Source organism: Escherichia sp. E14S1, from assembly GCF_004211995.1.
Taxonomy (GTDB): domain Bacteria; phylum Pseudomonadota; class Gammaproteobacteria; order Enterobacterales; family Enterobacteriaceae; genus Escherichia.
In genome coordinates this window covers 152,097-177,684 of record NZ_RHJQ01000008.1, presented here as the reverse complement: position 1 = coordinate 177,684, position 25,588 = coordinate 152,097, and the positions used below count along the sequence as shown (strand labels likewise).

General features: G+C 50.6%; 22 protein-coding genes. 9 read left to right on the top strand and 13 right to left on the bottom strand.

Annotated features, from left to right (window positions below; translation table 11 throughout):
* Positions 1 to 140: 140 nt before the first annotated feature.
* Complete coding sequence (rplY, locus tag D9734_RS09755) at positions 141 to 425, bottom strand: 50S ribosomal protein L25 (RefSeq protein WP_000494183.1); 285 nt, start codon at positions 423 to 425, stop codon at positions 141 to 143.
* A 124-nt stretch (positions 426 to 549) separates the two neighbouring features.
* Positions 550 to 2,310 (bottom strand): DEAD/DEAH box helicase, encoded by a 1,761-nt coding sequence (locus tag D9734_RS09750; protein WP_130207116.1) that lies wholly within the window; start codon positions 2,308 to 2,310, stop codon positions 550 to 552.
* A gap of 149 nt (positions 2,311 to 2,459) precedes the next feature.
* Here D9734_RS09750 and rsuA point away from each other — a divergent pair, with 149 nt between their 5' ends.
* From rsuA to D9734_RS09730, 3 genes are all read left to right on the top strand, one after another.
* On the top strand, positions 2,460 to 3,155 hold the full coding sequence (gene rsuA / locus D9734_RS09745; RefSeq protein ID WP_130207114.1) for a 16S rRNA pseudouridine(516) synthase RsuA: 696 nt from the start codon (positions 2,460 to 2,462) through the stop codon (positions 3,153 to 3,155).
* Between the two features lie 27 nt (positions 3,156 to 3,182).
* Positions 3,183 to 4,373: a multidrug efflux MFS transporter Bcr gene (gene bcr / locus D9734_RS09740; protein WP_130207112.1), complete on the top strand. Its 1,191-nt coding sequence runs from the start codon at positions 3,183 to 3,185 to the stop codon at positions 4,371 to 4,373.
* Positions 4,374 to 4,705: 332 nt separating this feature from the next.
* Positions 4,706 to 5,050 carry a YejG family protein gene (locus tag D9734_RS09730; RefSeq protein ID WP_064526789.1) on the top strand — a complete coding sequence of 115 codons (345 nt, stop codon included), beginning with the start codon at positions 4,706 to 4,708 and terminating at the stop codon, positions 5,048 to 5,050.
* Positions 5,051 to 5,053: 3 nt separating this feature from the next.
* Here the strand turns inward: D9734_RS09730 and yejF are convergent, their stop codons facing one another.
* The 10 genes from yejF to yeiP all read right to left on the bottom strand — a co-directional run bounded on the left by yejF (position 5,054) and on the right by yeiP (position 17,496).
* The gene (yejF, locus tag D9734_RS09725) at positions 5,054 to 6,643 is read right to left on the bottom strand and encodes a microcin C ABC transporter ATP-binding protein YejF (RefSeq protein WP_130207110.1); all 1,590 of its coding nucleotides are present in this window, start codon (positions 6,641 to 6,643) and stop codon (positions 5,054 to 5,056) included.
* Between the two features lies 1 nt (position 6,644).
* Positions 6,645 to 7,670: an ABC transporter permease gene (locus tag D9734_RS09720; RefSeq protein ID WP_130207108.1), complete on the bottom strand. Its 1,026-nt coding sequence runs from the start codon at positions 7,668 to 7,670 to the stop codon at positions 6,645 to 6,647.
* Positions 7,670 to 8,764 (bottom strand): microcin C ABC transporter permease YejB, encoded by a 1,095-nt coding sequence (locus D9734_RS09715; RefSeq protein WP_000501604.1) that lies wholly within the window; start codon positions 8,762 to 8,764, stop codon positions 7,670 to 7,672. Before D9734_RS09715 ends, D9734_RS09720 begins: the two co-directional genes overlap by 1 nt.
* Entirely contained in the window at positions 8,765 to 10,579 is a 1,815-nt protein-coding gene (locus D9734_RS09710; RefSeq protein ID WP_130207106.1) for an extracellular solute-binding protein, read from the bottom strand.
* Positions 10,580 to 10,660: 81 nt separating this feature from the next.
* Positions 10,661 to 12,217: a cyclic di-GMP phosphodiesterase gene (locus D9734_RS09705; protein ID WP_130207104.1), complete on the bottom strand. Its 1,557-nt coding sequence runs from the start codon at positions 12,215 to 12,217 to the stop codon at positions 10,661 to 10,663.
* Positions 12,218 to 12,399: 182 nt separating this feature from the next.
* A complete protein-coding gene (gene mepS / locus D9734_RS09700) occupies positions 12,400 to 12,966 on the bottom strand; it encodes a bifunctional murein DD-endopeptidase/murein LD-carboxypeptidase (protein WP_000241011.1) in 567 nt (188 codons plus the stop codon).
* Positions 12,967 to 13,387: 421 nt separating this feature from the next.
* A complete protein-coding gene (gene lpxT / locus D9734_RS09695) occupies positions 13,388 to 14,092 on the bottom strand; it encodes a Kdo(2)-lipid A phosphotransferase (protein ID WP_130207102.1) in 705 nt (234 codons plus the stop codon).
* Between the two features lie 38 nt (positions 14,093 to 14,130).
* On the bottom strand, positions 14,131 to 15,117 hold the full coding sequence (yeiR, locus tag D9734_RS09690) for a zinc-binding GTPase YeiR (protein ID WP_130207100.1): 987 nt from the start codon (positions 15,115 to 15,117) through the stop codon (positions 14,131 to 14,133).
* A 118-nt stretch (positions 15,118 to 15,235) separates the two neighbouring features.
* The gene (locus D9734_RS09685) at positions 15,236 to 16,702 is read right to left on the bottom strand and encodes a mannitol dehydrogenase family protein (RefSeq protein WP_130207098.1); all 1,467 of its coding nucleotides are present in this window, start codon (positions 16,700 to 16,702) and stop codon (positions 15,236 to 15,238) included.
* Positions 16,703 to 16,923: 221 nt separating this feature from the next.
* Positions 16,924 to 17,496: an elongation factor P-like protein YeiP gene (gene yeiP / locus D9734_RS09680; protein WP_001136827.1), complete on the bottom strand. Its 573-nt coding sequence runs from the start codon at positions 17,494 to 17,496 to the stop codon at positions 16,924 to 16,926.
* 154 nt (positions 17,497 to 17,650) lie between these two features.
* Between yeiP and D9734_RS09675 the strand changes: the two genes are divergently transcribed.
* On the top strand, positions 17,651 to 17,905 hold the full coding sequence (locus tag D9734_RS09675; protein WP_064526801.1) for a YkgJ family cysteine cluster protein: 255 nt from the start codon (positions 17,651 to 17,653) through the stop codon (positions 17,903 to 17,905).
* On the opposite strand, the gene setB is transcribed toward D9734_RS09675, so the two are convergent.
* Entirely contained in the window at positions 17,902 to 19,083 is a 1,182-nt protein-coding gene (gene setB, locus D9734_RS09670; protein ID WP_130207096.1) for a sugar efflux transporter SetB, read from the bottom strand. The genes D9734_RS09675 and setB overlap by 4 nt on opposite strands.
* Before the next feature lie 367 nt (positions 19,084 to 19,450).
* On the opposite strand from setB, the gene fruB reads away from it, so the two are divergent.
* From fruB to psuG, 5 genes are all read left to right on the top strand, one after another.
* Positions 19,451 to 20,581 (top strand): fused PTS fructose transporter subunit IIA/HPr protein, encoded by a 1,131-nt coding sequence (gene fruB, locus D9734_RS09665; protein ID WP_130207094.1) that lies wholly within the window; start codon positions 19,451 to 19,453, stop codon positions 20,579 to 20,581.
* Positions 20,581 to 21,519: a 1-phosphofructokinase gene (fruK, locus tag D9734_RS09660; protein ID WP_000091270.1), complete on the top strand. Its 939-nt coding sequence runs from the start codon at positions 20,581 to 20,583 to the stop codon at positions 21,517 to 21,519. Before fruB ends, fruK begins: the two co-directional genes overlap by 1 nt.
* 16 nt (positions 21,520 to 21,535) lie before the next feature.
* Positions 21,536 to 23,227, top strand: coding sequence for a PTS fructose transporter subunit IIBC (gene fruA, locus D9734_RS09655; protein WP_130207092.1), 1,692 nt, complete (start codon positions 21,536 to 21,538; stop codon positions 23,225 to 23,227).
* 422 nt (positions 23,228 to 23,649) lie between these two features.
* Positions 23,650 to 24,591 (top strand): pseudouridine kinase, encoded by a 942-nt coding sequence (locus D9734_RS09650; RefSeq protein ID WP_130207090.1) that lies wholly within the window; start codon positions 23,650 to 23,652, stop codon positions 24,589 to 24,591.
* Positions 24,579 to 25,517 carry a pseudouridine-5'-phosphate glycosidase gene (gene psuG / locus D9734_RS09645; RefSeq protein ID WP_130207088.1) on the top strand — a complete coding sequence of 313 codons (939 nt, stop codon included), beginning with the start codon at positions 24,579 to 24,581 and terminating at the stop codon, positions 25,515 to 25,517. The genes D9734_RS09650 and psuG overlap by 13 nt, the downstream gene beginning before the upstream one ends.
* Positions 25,518 to 25,588 lie beyond the last annotated feature (71 nt).

Below are 25,588 nucleotides of genomic sequence, written 5' to 3'. Positions count from 1 at the left end.
GTTATGAATGTCAGATGCGGCGTGAACGCCTTATCTGGCCTACCCAAAATAGCAATGCCGTAATCAGGCATTGCAAAGAAGCTAATCTGCAGATACAAAAAACCCCGCCGGAGCGGGGTTTTTTACAACTTATTCAGCGATTAAGCGCGAACGAAGTCGATGTGCTGCAGCTTCGGTTTGTACGGATGACGCTGTACGTCCTGAGCTTTAACTTTGATTTCTTTACCGTCAACAACGATGGTCAGAACTTCGCTGTAGAATTCAGCTTTAGCTTGCATGTTCATGACTTTGTCGTGATCCAGCTCGATAGCCAGCGGTGCTTCTTTGCCACCGTAGATGATTGCCGGGAACTTGTTAGCGGCACGCAGGCGGCGGCTCGCACCCTTACCCTGCTCTTTACGTACTTCTGCGTTGATAGTAAACATTTCTTTCTCTCTTAAATGATTCCTGCTACAGGCGACCCAGCAACAGGTAAGTGATCTGCTTTGCGTATGCAAAAGCGGGCGAGATTCTATACTCAATCGCCTTATACATCAATCAAAACTACCATTAACCGCGTAATTCGTGCGCCCGCCGAAAACGACCTTCGTAATCGAATATTTTTTCACGCACCTGCCAGTACTGGCCTTTCATTCGTGCGACGACAAAATCCGGATGGCGCAATAAGGCTTGTTGGGCGAGGATATCGGCAGCGGTGATCCAGCGTAAAGGGATGCCCGGTGTACGCGTATGTGGGCGGATAAAAAGCTGCTCGAAGGCAGTACGCTGGGCGGGCGTTTGCAGACGGAAACGCTCACTCACATCAGCGCCGTCTTCATCGTAATAGGTGATTTTCAACCATTCGCCTTTCTCGTCGTGCCCATGCTGCAAAGACATGCCGCTACAGCGTAATACCAGCGCGTCTTTCAGTCGTAGCGCCGCTTTTAACATATCATCCGGGTCAACCAGAATGGTGTCACATTCGCGGCAACGGCGGGCGGCAATATCGTTTTCCGCGTTACATTGCGGACAATTTTTAAAACGGAAACGGAAGTCACACTGTTCGCGATGGCCGTCGTCATCTTCAAACCATCCCTGACAGCGGCGACCAAAGTGTTCAATCAATGTCCCATCGGCGGTAGTTTTGCCCCAAAAGGTGTTGGCAAAGCCACAGGCAGGGCAGAAAACCTGCACCGGGACGTTGTCACTTTTGCCTTTCGGTGTACCGACCTCCGGCGCGTAGAGATCGTGAGGATTACCCGCATAATCAAGAATTAAGCAATCAGTCTTGCCAGGAGCCAGACGCAGACCGCGCCCGACAATTTGTTGGTAAAGACTCACTGATTCGGTAGGGCGCAGAATGGCGATAAGATCGACGTGCGGGGCGTCAAATCCGGTGGTCAGCACCGCAACATTGACCAGATAGCGAAAACGTTGGGCTTTAAAATCTTCAATTAATACATCGCGTTCAGCGCCGGGCGTGTCGCCAGTAATCAGTGCAGCATCTTCTGCGGGTAGCAAACCGACAATCTCTTTTGCGTGTTCAACCGTCGCGGCGAAAATCATCACCCCTTTACGCTTTTCGGCGAACTCCATAATCTGGCTGATGATGTGCGGTGTAATGCGTTGCTGTTTTTTCAGCTCGCGGTTGAGATCAGCTTCGCTGAACAGCCCGTTACTCTGTGCCTGCAAGCGGCTGAAATCGTATTGCACTACCGGCATATCCAGCCGTTCTGGTGGCGTCAGATAGCCGTGTTTAATCATATAACGCAGCGGTAGCTCATAAATGCAGTCACGGAAAAGGGCTTTCTCATCGCCGCGTACCATGCCGTGATAATGAAACTGGTAAATCCAGCCTTTGCCCAGCCGAAAGGGCGTGGCAGTCAGCCCCAGCAGGCGTAAGTGGGGATTCACTTTTGTCAGGTGAGTGAGGATTTGCTGATACTGGCTCTCTTCGTCGTCACCAATACGGTGGCATTCATCGACAATCAACAGCGAAAATTCACCCTGAAAGGCATCAAGATTACGGGCGACCGATTGCACGCTGCCAAATACCACTTTACCGTGGCTCTCCTTGCGTTTTAGCCCGGCGGCAAAAATATCGGCTTCCAGCCCCAACGCCTGGTATTTAGCATGGTTCTGCGCCACCAGTTCTTTGACGTGTGCCAGCACCAGAACTCGACCACGCGCCAGCCGTGCCAGTTCGGCAATCACCAGGCTTTTACCTGCTCCGGTAGGCAGCACGATAACGGCAGGGGTTTTATGACGACGAAAATGGTTGAGCGTGGCATCCACGGCTTCTTGCTGGTATGGACGAAGTGTAAAAATCATGGTTTAGCGTAGGTAGATTAATCTGCTAATAGTATGCCACGGATCTTTTTCCCTTGAGGGAAGTTATTAGACCGCTATACTGGGCAGACAACAGTTCTGATTTTCGGGTCTATGCCCGACCTCCGTTTTTTACAGGCAAAATCACACACATGCGACTTGATAAATTTATCGCACAGCAACTCGGTGTTAGCCGTGCTATTGCCGGGCGTGAAATCCGCGGCAATCGTGTCACCGTCGATGGCGAAATCGTCCGCAATGCAGCGTTCAAACTGCTCCCTGAGCACGATGTAGCTTATGACGGCAATCCGCTGGCGCAGCAACACGGCCCGCGTTATTTCATGCTCAACAAGCCCCAGGGCTATGTTTGCTCAACTGATGACCCGGATCACCCAACGGTGCTCTATTTTCTGGATGAACCTGTGGCGTGGAAACTGCACGCGGCGGGGCGGTTGGATATTGATACCACCGGTCTGGTGCTGATGACTGACGACGGTCAGTGGTCGCATCGCATTACTTCTCCGCGTCATCATTGCGAGAAGACCTATCTGGTGACGCTCGAATCACCCGTAGCTGACGATACGGCAGAGCAATTTGCTAAAGGCGTACAGCTGCATAACGAAAAAGATCTCACTAAGCCAGCGGTGCTGGAAGTGATTACCCCTACGCAGGTCCGTCTGACCATCAGTGAAGGGCGTTATCATCAGGTGAAACGCATGTTCGCCGCCGTGGGTAACCACGTGGTTGAGCTGCATCGTGAACGCATTGGCGGTATTACTCTGGATGAAGATTTAGCCCCAGGTGAATATCGTCCATTAACTGCAGAAGAAATTGCCAGCGTCGGTTAACACTTTCATTTTATTCAGGAGCCCGTTGTGACCACTCGACAGCATTCGTCGTTTGCTATTGTCTTTATCCTTGGCCTTTTGGCCATGTTAATGCCGCTGTCGATTGATATGTATCTGCCTGCGCTACCAGTGATTTCAGCGCAGTTTGGTGTACCGGCGGGCAGTACGCAGATGACCCTGAGTACTTATATTCTGGGTTTTGCGTTGGGGCAGTTAATCTACGGGCCGATGGCGGATAGCTTCGGGCGCAAGCCGGTTGTCCTCGGTGGTACGCTGGTGTTTGCCGCGGCGGCGGTGGCGTGCGCGCTGGCGCAAACCATCGATCAGCTGATTGTGATGCGTTTCTTCCACGGTCTGGCGGCGGCTGCGGCCAGCGTGGTTATCAACGCTTTGATGCGCGATATCTACCCGAAAGAAGAGTTCTCGCGGATGATGTCGTTTGTCATGCTGGTGACCACCATTGCACCGTTGATGGCACCGATTGTTGGCGGTTGGGTGCTGGTGTGGTTGAGCTGGCATTACATCTTCTGGATCCTCGCTGTGGCGGCAATTCTGGCTTCGGCAATGATTTTCTTCCTGATCAAAGAAACGTTACCGCCGGAGCGTCGCCAACCGTTCCACATTCGTACCACTATCGGTAACTTTGCTGCGCTGTTCCGCCATAAGCGTGTCCTGAGTTATATGCTGGCCAGTGGTTTCAGCTTTGCCGGGATGTTCTCGTTCTTAAGCGCCGGACCGTTTGTCTACATTGAAATCAACCACGTTGCGCCGGAAAACTTTGGTTATTACTTTGCGCTAAACATTGTTTTCCTGTTCGTGATGACCATCTTTAACAGCCGCTTCGTTCGCCGTATTGGTGCGTTAAATATGTTCCGCTCGGGGTTGTGGATACAATTTATTATGGCGGTGTGGATGGTTATCAGCGCGCTACTGGGGCTGGGATTCTGGTCGCTGGTGGTTGGCGTTGCGGTGTTTGTGGGCTGCGTATCGATGGTGTCTTCTAACGCGATGGCGGTCATTTTGGATGAGTTCCCCCATATGGCGGGAACTGCGTCGTCGCTGGCAGGAACCTTCCGTTTTGGTATTGGCGCCATTGTTGGCGCACTGCTTTCGCTGGCGACGTTTAACTCTGCATGGCCAATGATCTGGTCCATTGCTTTCTGTGCGACCAGTTCCATTCTCTTCTGTCTTTACGCCAGTCGACCGAAAAAACGGTGATCTATTGCACAACGGGGAAGCTAAAAGGCTTCCTTTGTTGATGCATGTCAACCGCAAATCTATCATTCCCCCGATATATGTTTATTTTATGTAAACTCAATTTATGTAAAAAGTCACATCATTGTAGTTAAAAAGGTTGAGTTAGATCGCAGAAACGGGTACATATAGCCCCGCAAACGTGACCACGCCCGCAGATATCATTTAAATCAGAACAATAGCGGCCACGCAGGCGAGGCATCAATCTTTACGATCTGTTGAAGGACAGATTGTTGATGGTGTGTTAAAATTAATGTAAATAAATTGTGAAGTAAATGTGCTTCCGGGGAAAATAAGTGACTTCATTACAACTCTCAATCGTCCATCGACTGCCGCAGAACTATCGTTGGTCTGCAGGTTTCGCAGGTTCGAAAGTTGAACCGATTCCGCAAAATGGACAGTGCGGCGACAACAGCCTGGTGGCGCTTAAATTACTTAGCCCTGATGGCGATAACGCATGGTCGGTGATGTACAAACTCAGCCAGGCATTAAGCGATATTGAAGTTCCGTGCTCTGTTCTCGAGTGCGAAGGTGAGCCATGTCTGTTTGTGAATCGTCAGGACGAGTTTGCGGCGACGTGTCGACTGAAAAATTTTGGTGTGGCCATTGCCGAACCTTTCTCAAACTACAATCCATTTTAAGCGTCAGCTCAACGCCAGTAGCTGACGCGTATACTCCTGCTGCGGTGCGGCAAACACGCGCGCGCACGGTCCTTGTTCCACCACTTCTCCCTGTCGCAGCACGATAACCTGATGACACAACGCGCGGACAACGTGCAAATCATGGCTGATAAACAAATAGGCCAGTTGATGCTTTTGTTGCAATGATTTCAATAGCGTCAATATTTGCGCTTGTACCGTTTTGTCGAGCGATGATGTCGGTTCATCAAGAATGATCAGCGAAGGCTTAAGAATCAATGCCCTGGCAATCGCAATACGTTGCCGCTGACCACCCGAGAATTCCGCCGGATAACGGTGGCGCGTTTCAGGATCTAACCCCACTTCATGCATCACGGCTATCACTTGTTCTTCGCGTTGCACGGCAGAGAGCGTCGGCTGGTGAACCCGTAACCCTTCCTCAATAATTTGCAACACGTTGAGTCGTGGGTTGAGCGAGGAGTTTGGATCCTGAAATACCACCTGAATGCGATGGCGAATGGGCAATAGCTGGCGACGAGTTAAATTTTGTAATGGCTGACCGTCAAAAACGATGTTGCCCTGAGAGTTAATCAACCGCAGTAGCGCCAGCCCCGTTGTGCTTTTACCGGAACCAGACTCGCCTACTAAGCCCAGCGTTTCACCCGCCCGCAGCGTAAAACTGATGTTTTTGACGACCACGTTATGATCGACGACACGTTTCAGTAGCCCTTTGCGAATGGGGAAGGCGACCTGAAGCTGTTCAACATCAAGCAACGTTGAGGCCGGTTCTGGCAACGGCACCGGGTCGCCTGACGGTTCACTGTTGAGTAGTTTTTGCGTGTAAGGATGTTCAGGGGAGGCAAAGAGCGTAACGGCGTTATTTTGCTCCACACAGCGACCATTTTGCATTACCGCCACGCGGTGGGCCAGTTTTCTGACAATACTGAGGTTATGAGTAATAAACAGCATCCCCATATTCAGCTCGCCTTGCAGTTCGCGCAACAGCTGCAAAATCTGCGCCTGGACAGAGACGTCCAGTGCGGTGGTTGGTTCATCGGCAATTAATAATTCTGGTCGCGTTAACAGCGCCATCGCAATCATCACCCGCTGGCGTTCACCGCCGGAGAGCTGATGCGGGTAATCTGTCAGCCGCTTTGCCGCTTGGCGGATACCGACGCGATCAAGGCAGTTAAGAATTTCGCCACGAGCCGCTTCCCGACGCATTCCGCGGTGGAGTGAAAGCACTTCATAAAGCTGTTTTTCAAGGGTATGCAATGGGTTTAACGACACCATCGGTTCCTGGAAAATCATGGCAATCTTATTACCGCGTACGCCACGCAATGTTTGCTCGCTGGCATGAAGCAGCGATTCTCCATGAAAACGGATATCGCCAGAGAGATATTCAACCGGTGGGGAAGGGAGCAGACGTAAAATTGACAGCGCGGTAACGCTTTTGCCAGAACCTGACTCACCCACCAGCGCCAGCGTTTCGCCAGCCTCAATGTGTAGTGAAACATCATTCACTACGGTACGAACAGTTTGCTGATGGCGAAAACCCACCGACAAATTTTCAATCGCTAACAGAGTTTGCGTCATGTTACACCGCCTTATTAGGATCAAATGCGTCGCGGACTGCTTCACCAATAAAGATCAGCAAAGACAACAATATCGCCACCGACAAGAAGGCAGTGATCCCAAGCCACGGAGCCTGAAGGTTATTTTTCCCTTGTAGCAGCAGTTCGCCGAGTGATGGTGAACCGAGCGGCAGACCGAAGCCGAGGAAATCGAGCGAGGTCAGGGTGGTTATCGAACTACATAAAATAAACGGTAAAAAGGTGAGAGTAGCGACCATGGCATTCGGCAACATATGACGCAGGATGATACTGCGATCGCTGACGCCAAGCGCCTGCGCTGCGCGGATGTAGTCGAAATTACGGGTACGTAAAAACTCAGCCCGCACCACGCCGACCAGACTCATCCAGCCAAATAAGACAGTAATTGCCAGCAGCCACCAGAAGTTAGGCTGTACGACGCTGGAAAGTAAAATAATCAAAAACAGCGTCGGCATCCCCGACCATACTTCAATAAAGCGTTGCCCCCAGAGATCGACTTTACCGCCGTAATAACCTTGCAGCGCCCCCGCCAGCACGCCCATTACACTGGAGCAGAGTGTCAACATCAGACCAAACAGGACAGAGATCCGCGTGCCATACAGAATGCGCGCCAGCACATCGCCACCGTTGGCATCCGTTCCCAGCCAGTTTTGCCGGGAAGGTGGGGAGGGGAAGGGCTTGTCGGTGGAAAAGTTGATACTGGTAGCGCCAAAGCAAATCGGTGCCCACAGTACCCAGCCTTTATCTTCCAGCCGTTGTTTCAGCCACGGGTCCTGATAATCAGCCTGACTTGCCAGCGGGCCGCCAAAATCACTCTCACTGTAGTTTTTCAGCAACGGGAAATACCAGCTGCCGTCATAACGTACCAGCAATGGCTTATCGTTGGCGATCAGTTCAGAACACAAACTCAAACCAAACAAGATGAGGAAAATCCATAACGACCAGTAGCCGCGGCGATTATGACGAAAACGCGCCCAACGGGCCTGATTGATGGGGCTGAGTCGCGACATTAGCGTCCCTCAAAATCAATACGAGGATCGACCAGCGTATAGCTGATATCACTGACAATATTCAGCAGCAGGCCAATCAGGGTGAAAATGTACAGGGTGCCAAACATCACCGGATAATCGCGCGAGACGGTCGCTTCGTAGCCCAGTAAACCGAGGCCATTGAGCGAAAACATCACCTCAATCAGCAGCGAGCCGGTGAAAAACATGCTGATAAACGTTGCCGGAAAACCGGCAATCACCAGCAGCATGGCGTTGCGGAACACATGTTTCCAGAGAATATTTTTTTCACTTACCCCTTTCGCACGCGCGGTCACCACGTATTGCTTACGCACTTCATCAAGGAATGAGTTTTTTGTCAGCATGGTCAGCGCCGCAAAGCCGCCAATCACCGTAGCCAGCACCGGCAGCGTGATATGCCACAGATAATCCGTGATTTTCTGATACCACGGCAGCGAATCAAAGTTAGCGGAAACCAGGCCGCGTAGAGGGAACAGGTCGAAATAGCTGCCGCCCGCGAAGAAGACAATCAGCAGGATGGCGAACAAAAAGGCTGGAATGGCGTAGCCGATGATGATAAATGCGCTGCTCCAGACATCAAAGCGGCTGCCGTTATAAACGGCTTTGCGAATACCCAGCGGAATCGACACCAGATAGATAATCAGCGTGCTCCACAATCCGAGGGTGATGGAAACAGGCAGACTGTCTTTAATCAGCGTCAGCACCGAGGCGCTGCGAAACAGGCTGTCGCCAAAATCAAAGCGAATGTAGTCCCAAAGCATTTTGAAGTAACGTTCGTGGATCGGCTTATCGAAACCGTAGCGATGCGTGATCTCGGCGATCACTTCGGGATCTAACCCGCGTCCGCCACGGTAATTACTGTCGCTGATATTGCCGACGCCCGTTTGCGCATGGCTGGCACGAACGCCTTCGCCGCCTGCGCCGGGTAATACTCCGGCATTACCAAACTCAATGGCGGCGATGGCCTGGTCGACGGGGCCGCCAGGCGCAATTTGCACGATGAAAAAGTTGATGGTGATAATCGCCCATAATGTTGGGATCACCAGCAACAGACGGCGAATCAGGTAAGCGCCCATCTACTCTCCCTGTTTGCTGGCGGACGGCAGTTTGGCCGCTTTATTGACGTCATACCACCAGGTATCGATACCGAGGCTATAGATGGGGCGCACGGCTGGCTGGGAGAATTTATCCCACCAGGCGAGACGGTCTTCCGCCATGTACCACATCGGCAACATGTAATAATTCCACGTTAATACGCGATCCAGGGCGCGCCCCAGAGGCAGTAATTTTTCTTTATTTCCCTGGGCGGCAATAATTTGGTTAATTAGCGAGTCGATAACCGGGCTTTGCACGCCGGGGGCATTATAAGTGGAGTTGATATATTCCGATGACCAGGAAATCTGTAAATCGGAACTGGGCCACGGCATCGCCCGCCACACGCGCGGCATCATGTCATAGTCGCGGCTGCGCATTCGGTTGGTGATTTGCGAGTTATCCACCTTGCGAATGTCCATGTTGATACCCAGCCGTTGCAGGCTATGTTGGAACGGCAATACCCACTGACTATTGCTGCTTGCAGGAAGCAATAATTCAAAGCTGAGTGGCTGGCCTGTGGTGGCATTAACGCGTTGCTGACCTTTCAGCACCCAGCCTGCATCGTTGAGAAGTTTGTCGGCTTTTAACAGGTTGTCACGGTCGTAGCCATCGCCTTTGGACACTGGTGGCTGGTAGATTTGCGTGAACACTTCAGGCGGTAGATCTTTTTTCATTGGTGCCAGAAGCACCAGCTCAGCGGCGTCGGGGTAATTTCTGGCCGCGTATTCGGTATTCTGAAAATAACTGTTCGTGCGACTCCAGGCATTGTAAAACAACGCCTTATTCATCCATTCAAAGTCAAAGGCGAGGGTGATGGCTTCCCGGACCCGGCGATCGCTGAATACCGGTCGTTGAATATTAAACGCCAGCCAGCGCGTATCCTGGGCTGATTCGTTCTTTTGCTCATCTTTGATAATGTATTTTTTATCGAAATTCTTACCGGTATAGCGCGTAGCCCAGTTTTTGGCGTCGTTTTCCATACGCAAATCAAAGGCACCGGCTTTAAACGCTTCAAAGGCGACATTATCATCGAGGTAATAATCATAGCGAATGGTATCGAAATTCCAGCGACCACGATTTACCGGTAAATCGGCCGCCCAGTAATCTTTAACGCGAGAATAAACAATATTCTGGCCCATTTTCCAGGATGTAATGCGGTACGGACCACTGGCAAGCGGAGGCGTAGAGAGCGGGTCGCTAAGTTTATGATCCTTCCAGTACTTTTCTGGAAATACCGGCAGCGAAAACAGACTCAGCATATCTTCTTTGCCTGGTTTGGCTAATTCAATACGCACGGTTAATGGCGCTATGGCTTTGACCGTTGTGCCTTTGTATACCAGGCGAAACTGCGGCACGCCCTCGGTCATAAATTTTTGAAAAGTAAACTCAACGTCGCGCGCGGTAATCGGCGAACCATCATGAAAACGGGCGCGCGGATTGATAGCGACTTCTACCCAGGAATAATCGTCAGCATAGCGTGCGCTTTCGGCAATCAGCGGGTAATAACTGCCGGGTTCGTCATCGGAAGTGGTAAATAGCGTGTCGTACAGTTGCTCGGTGCGTGCGCCGGGGTTTCCGCGTAGTGCATAGCGGTTAAAATTATCGAAGGTACCAATGGAGGATAACGTTATTTGCCCGCCCTTCGGCGCAGCAGGATTCACATAATCAAAATGGTTGAAATTAAAAGCATACCGGGGTTCTCCCAGCACCGCAAAGGCATAGCTTTCCTTGATAGCTTGCGCCTGCGCACCGAAGGTGAACAGGGTGATAAACAGCAGCAGTATGCGCACAATCATCTGCAACGGATTTCCTTTTACTCATCATTAGCCGCAATCCGGCATGCTTCAACTATGAATAATAAGGGACACAAGCACACCTTACCACTGCGGCGTATGCGGTTTCTCCAGCCAGCGGACAAAATCATCTATCGGTAAGGGACGGCTAATCCAATAGCCTTGCAGGAAATTAACACCACGCTCACGTAGCCAGCGCGCCTGTTCCGGTGTTTCGACACCTTCAGCAACCGTCAGCATATTGAGACGTTTCGCCAGCGTGAGCACCGCGTCAAGCACCGGAGATGTGACCGTTTCCGTACCTATAGCATTGATAAACCCACGGTCAATTTTCAGATACTCGAGCGTGAAGCGTTCCAGATAGATAAGCGCACTGTGTCCGGTGCCGAAGTCATCAATAGCAATTTCCACGCCGACAGAGTGCAGCCAGGCGAACAGTTTTGTGGCCTCATGCTCTTTCAGCATATCGCGCTCGGTTATCTCCAGTACAATCTGGAAATGGTGCGCGGGTAGGGAGGCGAGCAGCCGATGTATATCCGCTTTAAAGCTCTCGCTGTGCAGATGTTCCGGTGCGATATTAATGCCAAACTTTATGCCCACCGGCAGTACGTTTTGTAATTCAGCCGCATCACGGGCTATAAGCTCAAACAGATGCTGGGTCAGCGGCACGATCATCTTTTGCGATTCGGCATATTGAATGAAGGCATCCGGCGGGATTTCACCTGCAACAGGATGACGCCAGCGTAGCAGCACTTCCAGGCCCGTGACCCGCAGCGTTGGCGTATCAACCACCGGTTGATACACCAGGTAAAATTGCTCACGTTTGATAGCAGCCATAATTTCTCTGCCAGGGCGCATACGCACACTCATCAGGTAATAGCAGAGCAGGCCAACGACAGTTCCACTCATACCGCCCAGTAAAAACGCATACCACACATCGTTCCATGTCCAGTCATCAGCATAAAGACGCACAGTCAGCGGAATGCCTGTTATTTTGGTTTCGCGTACGGGTTTGCCGGATAACTCACGGACGTTCATCAAATGCGACGAAAATGTCGAAAGCACGGTATCGCCAATAATGAGTGCGATCCCGTCGAAATCTTGCTGACGAGAGCTATAGAGAAGATATGGCGTCAGGTGCAGGTTTAATGCTGCAAAAACGCCGCTATTTTTCAATAAAGGGTTGCGATACCAGATGACGATAGCGGGTTTGTTGGGCACCATTGGCGTGCCTGGCAACATCGCCATATCGACGTCTTTGTTAATATCGAGCGCCGGGATCAACTCATTGAGCGGTATATCCATTTCCCCCGTCGCTGATGAACAAAAGCTCTTTTTATCCTTCACCAGCACAAATGTGCGAACATTCATGCTAAACGCCGCGCGGGCAGTTAGTTCAGGGTTAGCCTGCTGACAGGTATCTAAGGTGAGCGGCTGTAGGCGGTCAGTGGTTAATTTCAGGTCGGCGAAGTAGGTATCGAGATACTTTTGTACGTCGGTAATCAGTGTGTCGTATTTGACTTCGTGTTTATGCCAGGCAACCAAAAACTGAAGACAGCTGACCAGTATTGCAATCATCACGCCCGCAATAATGCAGGTAAGCAGGATCTTACGTCCGGAAGAGGGAGCGCGTATGAACATGGTTCCGTTAATATTCCCGAGATTACGACAACGCTGAAGTGGAAGAGAATGACGGGACTATAGCCTGGTTCAAGGCACGGAAACATCATTTTCTATGATGAATGAAAACAAAAAAGCACTGCTTAAGCAGTGCCTTCAGTTAACTCGTCAGGATAGCCAAGGGATTGCATCCAAACGGTTTATTAGCTGCGGCTAAGAACCCGACGTGCTTCGTTGTAACGCTTTTTCCAGTACGGCTCATTCATGCTGGAAATAATAACACCACTGCTGGTGGAAGCATGAACGAACTGATTGTTGCCGATATAAATACCGACATGGCGTCCAGTTGAACCGGCACGGAACAGAACTAAGTCACCTGTACGCAAATTACTGCGGGAAACTGACTTGCCCATTTCCTGCTGTTCATAAGTTGAACGAGGAAGTTCTAAGCCAAATTGTTCGCGGAATGTACGCTGTACGAAACCAGAACAATCGATACCTTTTTTAGTGCTGCCACCCAGACGATAACGTACGCCTTTCCAGTCAGCATACTGATCCATAATTCGCGATTTTACGTCGACATTACGAACCAGATTTTCAAATTCATCCTGAGAAGCTTGCAGTGATGATGTTTCACTACCCACTGCACGTGTCTCAGGATGCATATTCTTTGCGGTGTTATTTGCACTACATGCAGAAAGCAGAACCGCTACTGCAATCGCGGGAATCCCGCGCAAGATATATCTCAAAATCGGTTGAGATTTGACCATGTTGTTTGTTTTCCCTTGAAGTCCTTAACGACAAATATCGTTATAAAAAAATGCCAAGCGACACGAGACTAATTACCTGGGCACGTTGAAACAATTCCTTAAGGCCAAATCTGTGGACTAACGCACAAAATTATATGCTGTGAGGATAATCTACCGCCGAGGCAAAACGTGTTCGAGATTACCCGATTGACGCGGTCTTGGCGAGCGGTTTTACATGATTTTTTATAAGAAAAAGTGATACAGAAAGTTAATAAACGGGATTGGTCAATTAAAGCACTGCTGTCTAAAAGATGCGCAATCCATTCATTTGCTTAGAGAATGATCATTTCACTTAATGAACGAGAGCAAAGTCGCACATCATCAGGATTATCCCTACTATGAAAATAAACCTGATGATGTTAATTACTGTGAGTTATTTGTTTTATGAATGTTTATTTTTTCCAGGCAGTGATTTGTCAAAAAAGGCGATTAATTGATCACTTAAAGGTGTCATTAGCCACCAGGGCAACCCAATCAATATCACCGTCATGGAACCGACAATGATATCGGTAAACCAATGTGCGCCAATCATCACTCTGGGAAATGCAAAAACCACAAATATAATAAGGGCGATTACTCCTGCGACTTTTCCGAAATATCGCCACATAAAAGCGGAAAAAATAAGCAGCATCATGCCATGATCGCCGGGAAAACTATCTCGTGAGGCATCTTTCGTTGGAACAGATAGCAGTTCGCTGACGCGGTTAATATCTGTAAAGGTCAATGTCGGACTGGCCCGTTTTACCGGAATAAATGCCTGGCCCAACTGGTTTAATACCACTGCGGTTAACAGCATGACCAGACCAATAATCACAATACGCCGTCTGCCGGGTGCGTTTTCTTTCAGCCAGAAACTCAGCATCAGTATTCCCATCGCCAGCAGTGAACAACCGTCGAAGGCGCGATTATTAGTCAACGCAACCAGCCATAAAAGAGTCTTGCTTTCGACCAGTTTCTGATTAAAAAAATAAAAAATATCCGCGTCAATTGGCAACCAGAATCCATGATTGACGGGAATGTACCAGGAAAGAAACAGCGCGAGGCCGACAATATTTAACAGCACTATTTGCGGCAAATTTTTGATCATATTTTCTCTAATTATCTTACTGAAAAACGCAGGCAACCTTACGCGTTGGTCGCTAAACGAAGCTTCAACAGCGCGCTCTGTAAGGCGTTCCAGTCAGTTTCGCTGCTGGAAATCAGCTCAATGCGGCTATCTGGTGGTGCAACGTTTTGCGTTTCAATGTGCAGGTCATCGCCCTGACGGTTGATGCGCACAAGACCTTCTGGTATCCGCATCACGCCTTTTACGCGTCCGACCGGCGCAAGTCGCGCCCATTCCAGAATGCCAATGGTGTCGAACACGGTATCAGCGTCGAATATCCAACCGCAGGCCTGGTGTCCTTGTCCGCTATTCAGACTGCGACGCCAGCGTTGATGCTCTGGCAGGCTTAATGCCGCTAATCCTTTTTTCTCGTTATGTTGATGCGAATGGGCAGCGCTGGCGGGTAACTCAGTTAAATTTCGACGAGGTAAATCCAGAAGATGACCTTCAATTTGCCCATGATCGCTGTGAATTAATTGCCGTTCGCCACCGTTTTGTTGCCACCAGTGTTGTAACGCTTGCTCGCTTTCTGGCGTAGCACGGTCGGATTTATTGGCGACAATGATGTCTGCGGCAGCCAGTTGATCACGGAAGTTTTCATTACCGACGCTTTTTTCGTCCAGCAGGAGGCGCGGATCGAGAATGCACAACGTGGCGCGCAGATCGATCCACGGTTCATAGACCGGCGCGGTTAACAGATCGAGGATTTGTTTCGGATGACCCAGTCCGGTCGGCTCTATCAGCAAGCGGTCTGGTTTTCCCTGGCGCAGTAAGGTATTCAACCCTACCTGCATGGGTAAACCATTAACGCAGCACATGCAGCCGCCGGGGATCTCTTTCAGCAATGCGCCGCTATCGGCGAGCAAAGCACCATCAATTCCGACTTCCCCAAATTCATTAACCAGAACCGCCCATTTTTCGTTGGGATCTTTGTGGGCTAGCAGATGAAGAATAGAGGTTGTTTTCCCGCTGCCGAGAAAACCGGTGATGAGGTTGGTCCTGGTCACAACGGCTCCGCAATAATCAGATGAGTTAACTGTGCGTTAATCCTGGCTAAAAAAGGCGGAAAAGAGAAGAGAGAGGGCGGACGAAGCGATGCTCCATCCGCTTTAACCGCAGAAATCGTTAAATTTTGAGGGTGTTTAATAGCGCCTGATGCGCGCCGAACTGCGCGATTTGTTGCCAGGCTTGTTCGATGGCCTGCACAAAATGCGGGTTATCTGGTAGGTCATCACCGAATACTTCACGCAAAGAAAGCAGGGCGGTGACGCGTTGTTCACTGCTACTGCCCGCAACGAGGTTGTGAATTTTATCGTAAAGCGGATCGCGGACATCGATAGCTTTTCCGGCATCATCTACGCCGCTCACATAGCGCATCCAACCTGCGACGCCTAATGCCAGTAACGGCCAGTTTGTTTCGCGAGCCAGATGGATGCGAATCCCTGCCAACATGCGTTGCGGTAATTTTTGACTGCCATCCATCGCGATTTGCCAGGTCTTATGTTTCAGCGCTGGATTGGCAAAACGTTCAATTAACGTATCCGCATAGTATGTTAAATCGACATCTTTAATCCGTAGCGTTGGCGCTTGCTCCTCCAGCATTAATGTTCTGGCGGCATGGCGAAATGCGCGGTCCTGCATGCAATCACTAATATGGGCGAATCCAGCCAGGTAGCCCAGATAAGCGAGAAAAGAGTGGCTGCCATTAAGCATGCGCAGTTTCATCTCTTCCCACGGCAGGACATCATCCACCATTTGTACACCTGCGATTTCCCAGGCTGGGCGCCCTGCGACGAAGTTATCTTCTACCACCCATTGGATAAACGGCTCGCAGCTAATTGCACAGGGATCATTCACGCCCAGATATTGGCTAATTTCTGCCAGTGATTCTTCCGTTGCTGCCGGGACAATGCGGTCGACCATGGTTCCCGGAAAGCTGACGTGTTCTTTTATCCACTCGGCAAGTTCTGGAGAGCGTTTTTCAGCCATCCCCAGCACCGCATTTTTCACCACATGACCATTGTCGGGAATATTATCGCAGGAAAGTACGGTAAACGGCGCAAGGCCACGTTCACGACGGCGTTTCAGCGCTTCGACAAGAATGCCTGGCGCGGAGTGAGGTTCTTCCGGGCTTTGTAAGTCATGAATAATCCGCGAATTATTGGTATCAAGTGCACCGGTGGCCGGGTCGATACAATAACCTTTTTCGGTAATGGTCAGGGACACAATTGCCACCTGCGGTTCGCAAAACTTCTCAATAATCGCCGCTAAGGAATCCAGTTTTGCATTCAGGCATTCATGAACGGCCCCGACAATAATCGCCTGATTGCCGTCTGCGCCTTTCTCCAACACGGTATATAAATGATCCTGTTCGCGAAGTTGGCTCATTAGCCGATCGCCGCTGAACAAACTGATTTCACAGATCCCCCAATCGCTGCTTTGGGCATTCAGCACACGGTCGGTCAGTAACGCCTGATGTGCGCGGTGAAAGGCTCCAAAGCCAAAATGAACGATACGGGATTTCAATTGCTGGCGATCGTAACGTGGAGTGTGAATGTGAGGCGGGAACGTAGTGGAGGCAATTGTGTTCATAGAAGTCACGTCTTAGTAACGATTGATTAACAACGCTAGTGTAAAGTTATATGACAGCAATTGAAATTGGTCTGGATTGTTAATGCGATGAAGTGTGAGGACGATCAATTTACAAGTGAATATTGCAGGCGAAAGGTGTTCAGGAGGCGCAAAATGAAGGATTGGTATAATAAATTAAAAAGGGACAGTCTGAGCTGTCCCTTTGCTGAATGTGGCTGAAGTTAGTCAGCACGCCCCATATAACGGCGTTCTTCGATATGGATACGAATTTTTTCGCCCGGGCTTAAGTATTCTGGTACCTGAATCACCAGACCGGTGCTCAAGGTCGCCGGTTTGTTACGGGCGCTGGCAGAAGCGCCTTTGATGCCAGGAGCGGTTTCAACGATTTCCAGATCAACGGTCTGCGGCAGTTCAAGCGCCAGCAGTTGACCGTCCCAGGTCAGAACCTGCATGTCTGGCATGCCGCCTTCCGGCATAAACAGCAGTTCTTCTTCAATCTGATCTTTGGTGAAGGTATACGGGGTATAGTCTTCTTTATCCATAAAGACATATTCGTTGCCATCGACGTAGGAGAAGTCAACGTAGCGGCGGGTCAGCGTCACGGTATCAACGATATCATCGCCTTTAAAGCGTTCTTCCACTTTCAGTCCGGTACGGACGTCTGAAAAACGCATTTTGTACAGCGTAGCGGCACCGCGGGCGGTAGGCGACTGAATATCAATGTCCTTAACCAGCAGCAGTTTGCCGTTGTAATTCAGTACCATACCTTTTTTAATTTCGTTCGCTCTTGGCATCGAAAAATTCCTGTTGTCGAAAATGTCAAAAATATCGCGACAAACTACTCGCGACGGGCCTTTCAGGCAAGTGGTATTCGCACTTTTGCTGGTGCCAAAAAGGTGGTAATGTGCGCGCTCCTCAATCCGGTGGTTAACCTTAAGAGAACAACGTATGGAATGCCGTCCGGGTTGCGGGGCGTGTTGCACCGCCCCCTCAATCTCCAGTCCTATTCCCGGTATGCCAGATGGCAAGCCCGCCAATACGCCCTGCATTCAGCTTGATGAACAGCAACGCTGTAAAATTTTCACATCTCCACTACGGCCGAAAGTTTGCGCAGGCTTGCAGGCCAGTGCTGAAATGTGCGGTAACACGCGTCAGCAGGCCATGACCTGGCTTATCGATCTGGAAATGTTGACCGCGCCTTAAACATCTTTAATCCGCAGCAAGCAAAACAGGGTGGCGATAACCATCACCATCGCAAACCAGAACACCGCGTGATAATTCCAGATCTCGGCGACGATGCCCGCCACTGAACCAGCGATGATCCAGCCCACGCGCGACGTATTGGTATAGAGCGTGGTGGCTGAACCTGCCTGACCGGGCATCAGGTCCTGGAAATAGAGCATCCCGATACCGCCCAGAATGCCGATAAAAATAGCATTCAGCAGCTGCAAGCCCAACAGAATGGCAGGTGAATGCGCCATCAGCATTCCTGCGTAAAAACAGATGCCACCTACGGCGGCAACGCGCATTAAGAAGCGCTTACCCAGACGTTTGGCAAAATATCCGGCAATCAACATGGTCGGAATTTCCAGCCCGGCTGCGGTCCCCATCATCACGCCCGCCAGTTTCTCAGGAAGATGCAGTTCGTTGATAATAAACAGTGGCATGTTGATGATATACAGACTGTTCGAGCCCCACATCAATGTACAAATCACAAACAACAGCAGTGTATCGCGACGATTACGGCGAGGCGCTTCAACCGTGCCAGTTGCTTGCGGCACCTCTTTTTGCATCGACGGTAAAAACAACCACACCATCACGCCGCAGACAATAAACGCCACCGCCGCGCTGAGATACATTACCGTAAAGCTGAATCCCATCGCTAAGGCATACGCCAGCGGCGGGCCAATGACCCACGCTAACGATACCTGGGCGCGTAAAAAAGAGCTGAACATCACTGCTTCACGCCCGGTTTTGTCGGCATGTTCACGAGCAAGAGCAAACATTTGCGGGTTGGCGGTAGAACCAAAGCTGCTTAAAAAAACGCCGACGAATAACAAAACAAAGTAGTTGCGATTCCAGGCAAAAAGGGTACAGGCCAGCATGCCTAACAGGCAGCAAAAGACAATCAGCGATTTACGATCGCCGCGTTTATCAGAGCGTCCGGCGAGAAACTGACTGACCAGAATTCCGATAACGGCGCTGCCGGTAAAGAAGAATCCCACCATCGCCGGGCGCGCGTGCACTTCATCAGTGAGGAAAATACTTAGCGTCGGGGTTTGCAGGGCACCTGCAATACCGGTGAGAAAGGCAACAATTAAAAACGCCGCTGACGTCAGGTCAAACGATTTCGCGCTGGAAACTGCGGGGGAGTTATGCATGCTGGTCGATCAGTGAAAGATGAAGACGCGGAGTTTACGCTGCCTGTCAGAAAATAAACAGTCAGTGAAATCAAACTCGCTACGAATAATCAAAATGGCATTTCACTCTTGCTGATCCTCAGCTGACGCCGCCGAAATGCTAATGCTGATGGCTAATTTCACTGTCAGCATTTCAGATTTTTGGCAAAAAAATGTGCAGCACATCAAACTTTTGGACATAATTTAGCGGCTTCCCTTGCGTGCTGAAGAAGAAGTATTATTCTTGATTGAAACGTTTCAGCGCGATCTTGTCTTTAATCCTAAGCCAGGTTGGCGCTTTTTTTCTCATAGAAGCTGAATCGTTTCAATTCAGCAAGAGAGGAGAACTATGTTCCAGTTATCCGTACAGGACATCCATCCGGGCGAGAAGGCCGGAGACAAAGAAGAGGCTATTCGCAAGGTCGCCGCGGCGCTGGTGCAAGCCGGTAATGTAGCGGAAGGCTACGTCAATGGCATGCTGGCGCGCGAACAGCAAACCTCAACCTTTCTCGGCAACGGGATTGCTATTCCACACGGTACTACCGACACCCGCGATCAGGTACTGAAAACCGGCGTTCAGGTATTTCAGTTCCCGGAAGGTGTGACATGGGGTGAAGGTCAAGTCGCGTACGTGGCTATCGGTATTGCCGCCAGCTCCGATGAACATCTGGGCTTGCTGCGCCAACTAACCCATGTACTGAGCGATGATTCCGTTGCTGAACAACTGAAGTCAGCAACAACAGCAGAAGAACTTCGCGCATTGCTGATGGGCGAAAAGCAGAGTGAGCAGCTGAAGCTTGATAACGAAATGCTGACACTGGATATCGTTGCCAGTGATTTGCTGACCCTGCAAGCGTTAAACGCCGCTCGTCTGAAAGAAGCGGGCGCAGTTGACGCTACCTTCGTCACCAAAGCCATCAACGAGCAGCCATTAAATCTCGGGCAAGGCATCTGGCTGAGCGATAGCGCCGAAGGTAATCTGCGTAGCGCGATTGCGGTAAGCCGTGCGGCAAATGCTTTTGATGTGGACGGCGAAACGGCTGCCATGCTGGTGAGTGTGGCGATGAATGACGATCAGCCCGTCGCGGTTCTTAAGCGTCTCGCCGATTTGCTGCTCGACAATAAAGCTGACCGCTTGCTGAAAGCAGATGCGGCAACGCTGCTGGCACTGCTGACCAGCGATGATGCGCCGACCGACGACGTGTTAAGCGCGGAGTTTGTGGTGCGCAATGAACACGGCCTGCATGCCCGTCCAGGCACCATGTTGGTCAATACCATTAAACAATTTAACAGTGATATTACCGTGACAAACCTTGATGGCACCGGCAAACCGGCAAACGGACGTAGTCTGATGAAAGTTGTAGCACTTGGCGTTAAGAAAGGTCATCGCCTACGCTTTACCGCCCAGGGACCAGATGCTGAACAGGCGCTGAACGCCATTGGCGACGCCATCGCCGCAGGTCTTGGGGAGGGCGCGTAATGAGCAGACGTGTTGCTACGATCACCCTTAATCCGGCTTATGACCTTGTTGGTTTCTGCCCGGAAATTGAACGCGGCGAAGTGAACCTGGTAAAAACCACCGGTCTGCATGCGGCGGGTAAAGGTATCAACGTTGCCAAAGTTCTGAAAGATCTGGGTATTGATGTCACTGTTGGCGGCTTCCTCGGTAAAGATAACCAGGATGGGTTTCAGCAATTGTTCAGCGAGCTGGGCATTGCCAACCGTTTCCAGGTTGTACAGGGGCGCACCCGTATTAATGTCAAGTTGACGGAAAAAGACGGCGAAGTGACCGACCTCAACTTCTCTGGTTTTGAAGTCACTCCAGCCGACTGGGAACGCTTTGTGACGGATTCTCTGAGTTGGCTTGGTCAGTTCGATATGGTCTGTGTCAGCGGCAGTTTACCATCAGGCGTCAGCCCGGAAGCCTTCACCGACTGGATGACTCGCCTGCGTAGTCAGTGTCCTTGCATTATCTTTGATAGTAGTCGTGAAGCGTTAGTGGCAGGTTTGAAAGCGGCACCGTGGCTGGTGAAACCTAACCGCCGCGAGCTGGAAATCTGGGCTGGCCGTAAACTGCCTGAAATGAAAGATGTGATTGAAGCTGCGCATGCGCTGCGTGAACAAGGTATCGCGCATGTCGTTATTTCACTGGGTGCCGAAGGCGCGCTTTGGGTTAATGCCTCCGGCGAATGGATCGCCAAACCACCGTCAGTCGATGTCGTAAGCACCGTTGGCGCAGGGGATTCTATGGTTGGTGGCCTGATTTATGGCTTGCTGATGCGTGAATCCAGTGAACACACTCTGCGTCTGGCGACAGCTGTTGCTGCCCTGGCGGTAAGTCAAAGCAATGTGGGTATTACCGATCGTCCGCAGTTGGCCGCAATGATGGCGCGCGTCGACTTACAACCTTTTAACTGACAGCAGGAGAGGCATAATGAAAACGCTGCTGATTATTGACGCTAATCTCGGTCAGGCACGCGCCTATATGGCGAAGACCCTGCTGGGCGCGGCGGCGCGAAAAGCAAAACTGGAAATCATCGACAATCCGAACGACGCTGAAATGGCGATTGTTCTCGGTGATTCCATCCCGAACGACAGCGCGCTGAACGGTAAAAATGTCTGGCTGGGCGATATTTCCCGGGCAGTTGCGCACCCTGAGCTGTTCCTGAGTGAAGCCAAAGGCCATGCGAAACCTTACACTGCGCCGGTCGCTGCGACAGCACCGGTTGCTGCCAGTGGTCCGAAACGCGTAGTTGCGGTGACTGCTTGCCCGACCGGGGTGGCGCACACTTTTATGGCGGCAGAAGCCATTGAAACCGAAGCGAAAAAACGTGGCTGGTGGGTGAAAGTTGAAACTCGTGGCTCTGTAGGCGCGGGTAATGCCATCACCCCTGAAGAAGTGGCGGCGGCGGATCTGGTCATTGTGGCGGCAGATATTGAAGTCGATCTGGCAAAATTTGCTGGTAAACCGATGTATCGCACCTCTACCGGTCTGGCGCTGAAGAAAACCGCGCAGGAACTGGATAAAGCCGTTGCTGAAGCGACGCCTTACGAACCAGCAGGCAAAGCTCAAACGGCGGCGACTGAAGGCAAGAAAGAGAGTACAGGCGCGTATCGTCACTTGCTGACGGGCGTCTCTTACATGCTGCCGATGGTGGTTGCAGGTGGTCTGTGTATCGCGCTTTCTTTTGCTTTTGGTATCGAAGCGTTTAAAGAGCCGGGTACGTTGGCAGCGGCGCTGATGCAGATTGGTGGCGGTTCAGCCTTTGCGCTGATGGTGCCGGTACTGGCAGGTTATATTGCCTTCTCTATTGCCGACCGTCCGGGCCTCACGCCTGGCCTGATTGGCGGTATGCTGGCGGTCAGCACCGGTTCTGGTTTCATTGGCGGTATTATTGCGGGCTTCCTGGCCGGTTACATCGCGAAGTTAATCAGCACGCAGCTAAAACTGCCACAGAGTATGGAGGCGCTGAAACCTATTTTGATCATTCCGCTGATTTCCAGTCTGGTGGTTGGTCTGGCGATGATCTACCTGATCGGTAAACCGGTTGCTGGCATCCTCGAAGCTCTGACTCACTGGCTACAAACGATGGGGACTGCGAATGCGGTTCTGCTGGGCGCGATCCTTGGCGGCATGATGTGTACTGACATGGGTGGCCCGGTTAACAAAGCGGCATACGCGTTCGGTGTGGGTCTGCTGAGTACCCAAACCTATGGCCCAATGGCAGCGATTATGGCGGCAGGTATGGTGCCACCGCTGGCAATGGGGCTGGCAACGATGGTGGCGCGTCGCAAATTCGACAAAGCGCAGCAGGAAGGCGGCAAAGCAGCTCTGGTTCTGGGACTGTGCTTTATTTCCGAAGGTGCAATTCCGTTTGCTGCCCGTGATCCGATGCGTGTGCTGCCGTGCTGTATCGTTGGTGGGGCGTTGACTGGTGCAATCTCTATGGCGATTGGTGCGAAACTGATGGCACCGCACGGTGGTCTGTTTGTTCTGCTGATCCCGGGCGCAATTACGCCGGTACTGGGTTACCTGGTGGCAATTATTGCCGGTACGCTGGTGGCGGGTTTGGCTTATGCTTTCCTGAAACGTCCGGAAGTGGACGCGGTAGCGAAAGCAGCGTAATAAAAGGTGTGTTACAGGGCAGAAATTTCCTGCCCTGTATCATGTGAAGATCGCAAGGTGATTGACCCGTTCTTGAGGGTAACTCTATGAATTTATCTATTTTATCTTTAAGTTGAAACCTGGAATCTTCATCAAACATTAACCTTATTTCCTCAAGGGCAGATTAATTTCTGCCCTTTTTTATTGCTTCCGTTCTGTGCATCCCGTCACAAATTCTCCGTTTTTTTAATCCATGCATTTAATAGCGTTTTGTGAGCCTGTTCAAATCTGCCCATTTTGCTCATCTGGCGGCAATTTACTTTAAGTAAAACATGCATACTATGAGCACATGTTTAAATACGAACACATGTTTAAACGTTATTTGCAGTACCTATATTCTTGTGGATTGACAGAGTTGGTAATTTTTTACCAGGGGACGTGCTATGCGCGAAAAGGAATATGTCGTAATTATAGGTTCGGCGAATATTGATGTCGCCGGATATTCACATGAATCATTGAATTATGCGGATTCAAATCCAGGGAAAATAAAATTTACACCTGGTGGAGTAGGGCGCAATATCGCGCAAAATCTGGCATTGCTGGGGAACAAAGTCTGGCTACTTAGCGCTGTAGGTAGTGATTTTTATGGTCAATCGCTCCTGACGCAAACCAATCAATCCGGTGTTTATGTCGAGAAATGCCTGATTGTGCCAGGGGAAAATACGTCGAGCTATTTATCATTGCTCGATAATACCGGTGAAATGTTGGTTGCTATAAATGACATGAATATTAGTAACTGTATTTCTGCGGAATATCTCGCACAGCACCGTGAATTTATCCAGGGAGCAAAGGTCATTGTCGCTGACTGTAATATCAGTGAAGAGGCGTTGGTCTGGATTCTGGATAATGCCGCCGACGTACCTGTATTTGTCGATCCAGTTTCGGCATGGAAATGTGTCAAAGTGCGCGACCGTCTAAGTCAGATCCACACCCTGAAGCCAAACCGCCTTGAAGCAGAAACCCTGAGCGGGATTGCGTTGTCAGGGCGTGAAGATGTCGCAAAAGTTGCCGCCTGGTTCCATCAACATGGCCTGAACCGCCTGGTACTGAGTATGGGCGGCGACGGCGTTTACTACAGTGAAATAGGCAGTGAAAACGGCTGGTCTGCACCGATTAAAACCAATGTCATTAATGTTACCGGAGCGGGCGATGCCATGATGGCAGGTCTTGCTTCGTGTTGGGTCGACGGAATGCCGTTTGCCGAATCTGTTCGTTTTGCACAGGGATGTTCGTCAATGGCGCTCTCCTGTGAATACACCAATAACCCCAATTTATCGATTGCCAACGTTATATCGTTAGTGGAGAACGCAGAATGTCTGAATTAAACATTTCCCCTGAATTATTACAAATTTCCCCGGAAGTTCAGGATGCTTTAAAAAGCAAAAAACCAGTAGTTGCGCTGGAATCGACCATTATCTCTCACGGTATGCCGTTTCCACAAAATGCCCAGACGGCAATTGAAGTAGAAGAAACTATTCGTAAACAGGGCGCTGTACCTGCCACTATCGCCATTATTGGTGGCGTCATGAAAGTGGGCTTAAGCAAAGAAGAAATTGAATTGCTGGGTCGTGAAGGACATAACGTAACCAAAGTTAGCCGTCGCGATTTACCTTTTGTTGTTGCCGCCGGAAAAAATGGTGCAACCACCGTTGCTTCAACGATGATTATTGCGGCGCTTGCCGGAATTAAAGTATTTGCCACCGGGGGAATTGGTGGTGTACATCGCGGGGCGGAACATACCTTCGATATTTCTGCCGATTTGCAGGAACTGGCGCACACTAATGTCACCGTAGTTTGTGCCGGGGCGAAATCTATTCTCGATTTAGGCTTAACTACCGAATATTTAGAAACTTTCGGTGTACCGCTAATTGGCTATCAGACCAAAGCGCTGCCTGCGTTTTTCTGCCGGACCAGCCCGTTTGACGTCAGCATTCGTCTCGACAGTGCCACAGAAATTGCCCGCGCGATGGCGGTGAAATGGCAAAGCGGGCTGAACGGTGGCCTCGTGGTAGCGAACCCGATCCCGGAACAGTTTGCTATGCCGAAACACACTATCAATGCGGCGATCGATCAGGCGGTAGCTGAAGCTGAAGCGCAGGGTGTTATTGGTAAAGAAAGTACGCCGTTCTTGCTGGCGCGCGTTGCTGAACTGACCGGCGGTGACAGCCTGAAATCCAACATCCAGCTGGTGTTCAACAACGCCATTCTGGCGAGTGAAATTGCCAAAGAATACCAGCGTCTCGCGGGTTAATTTCCGACGGGCAGAAAGCCGTCGCCCGTACTGATCATACATACCGAAACCTGGCGCTGGCGCCGGGTTTA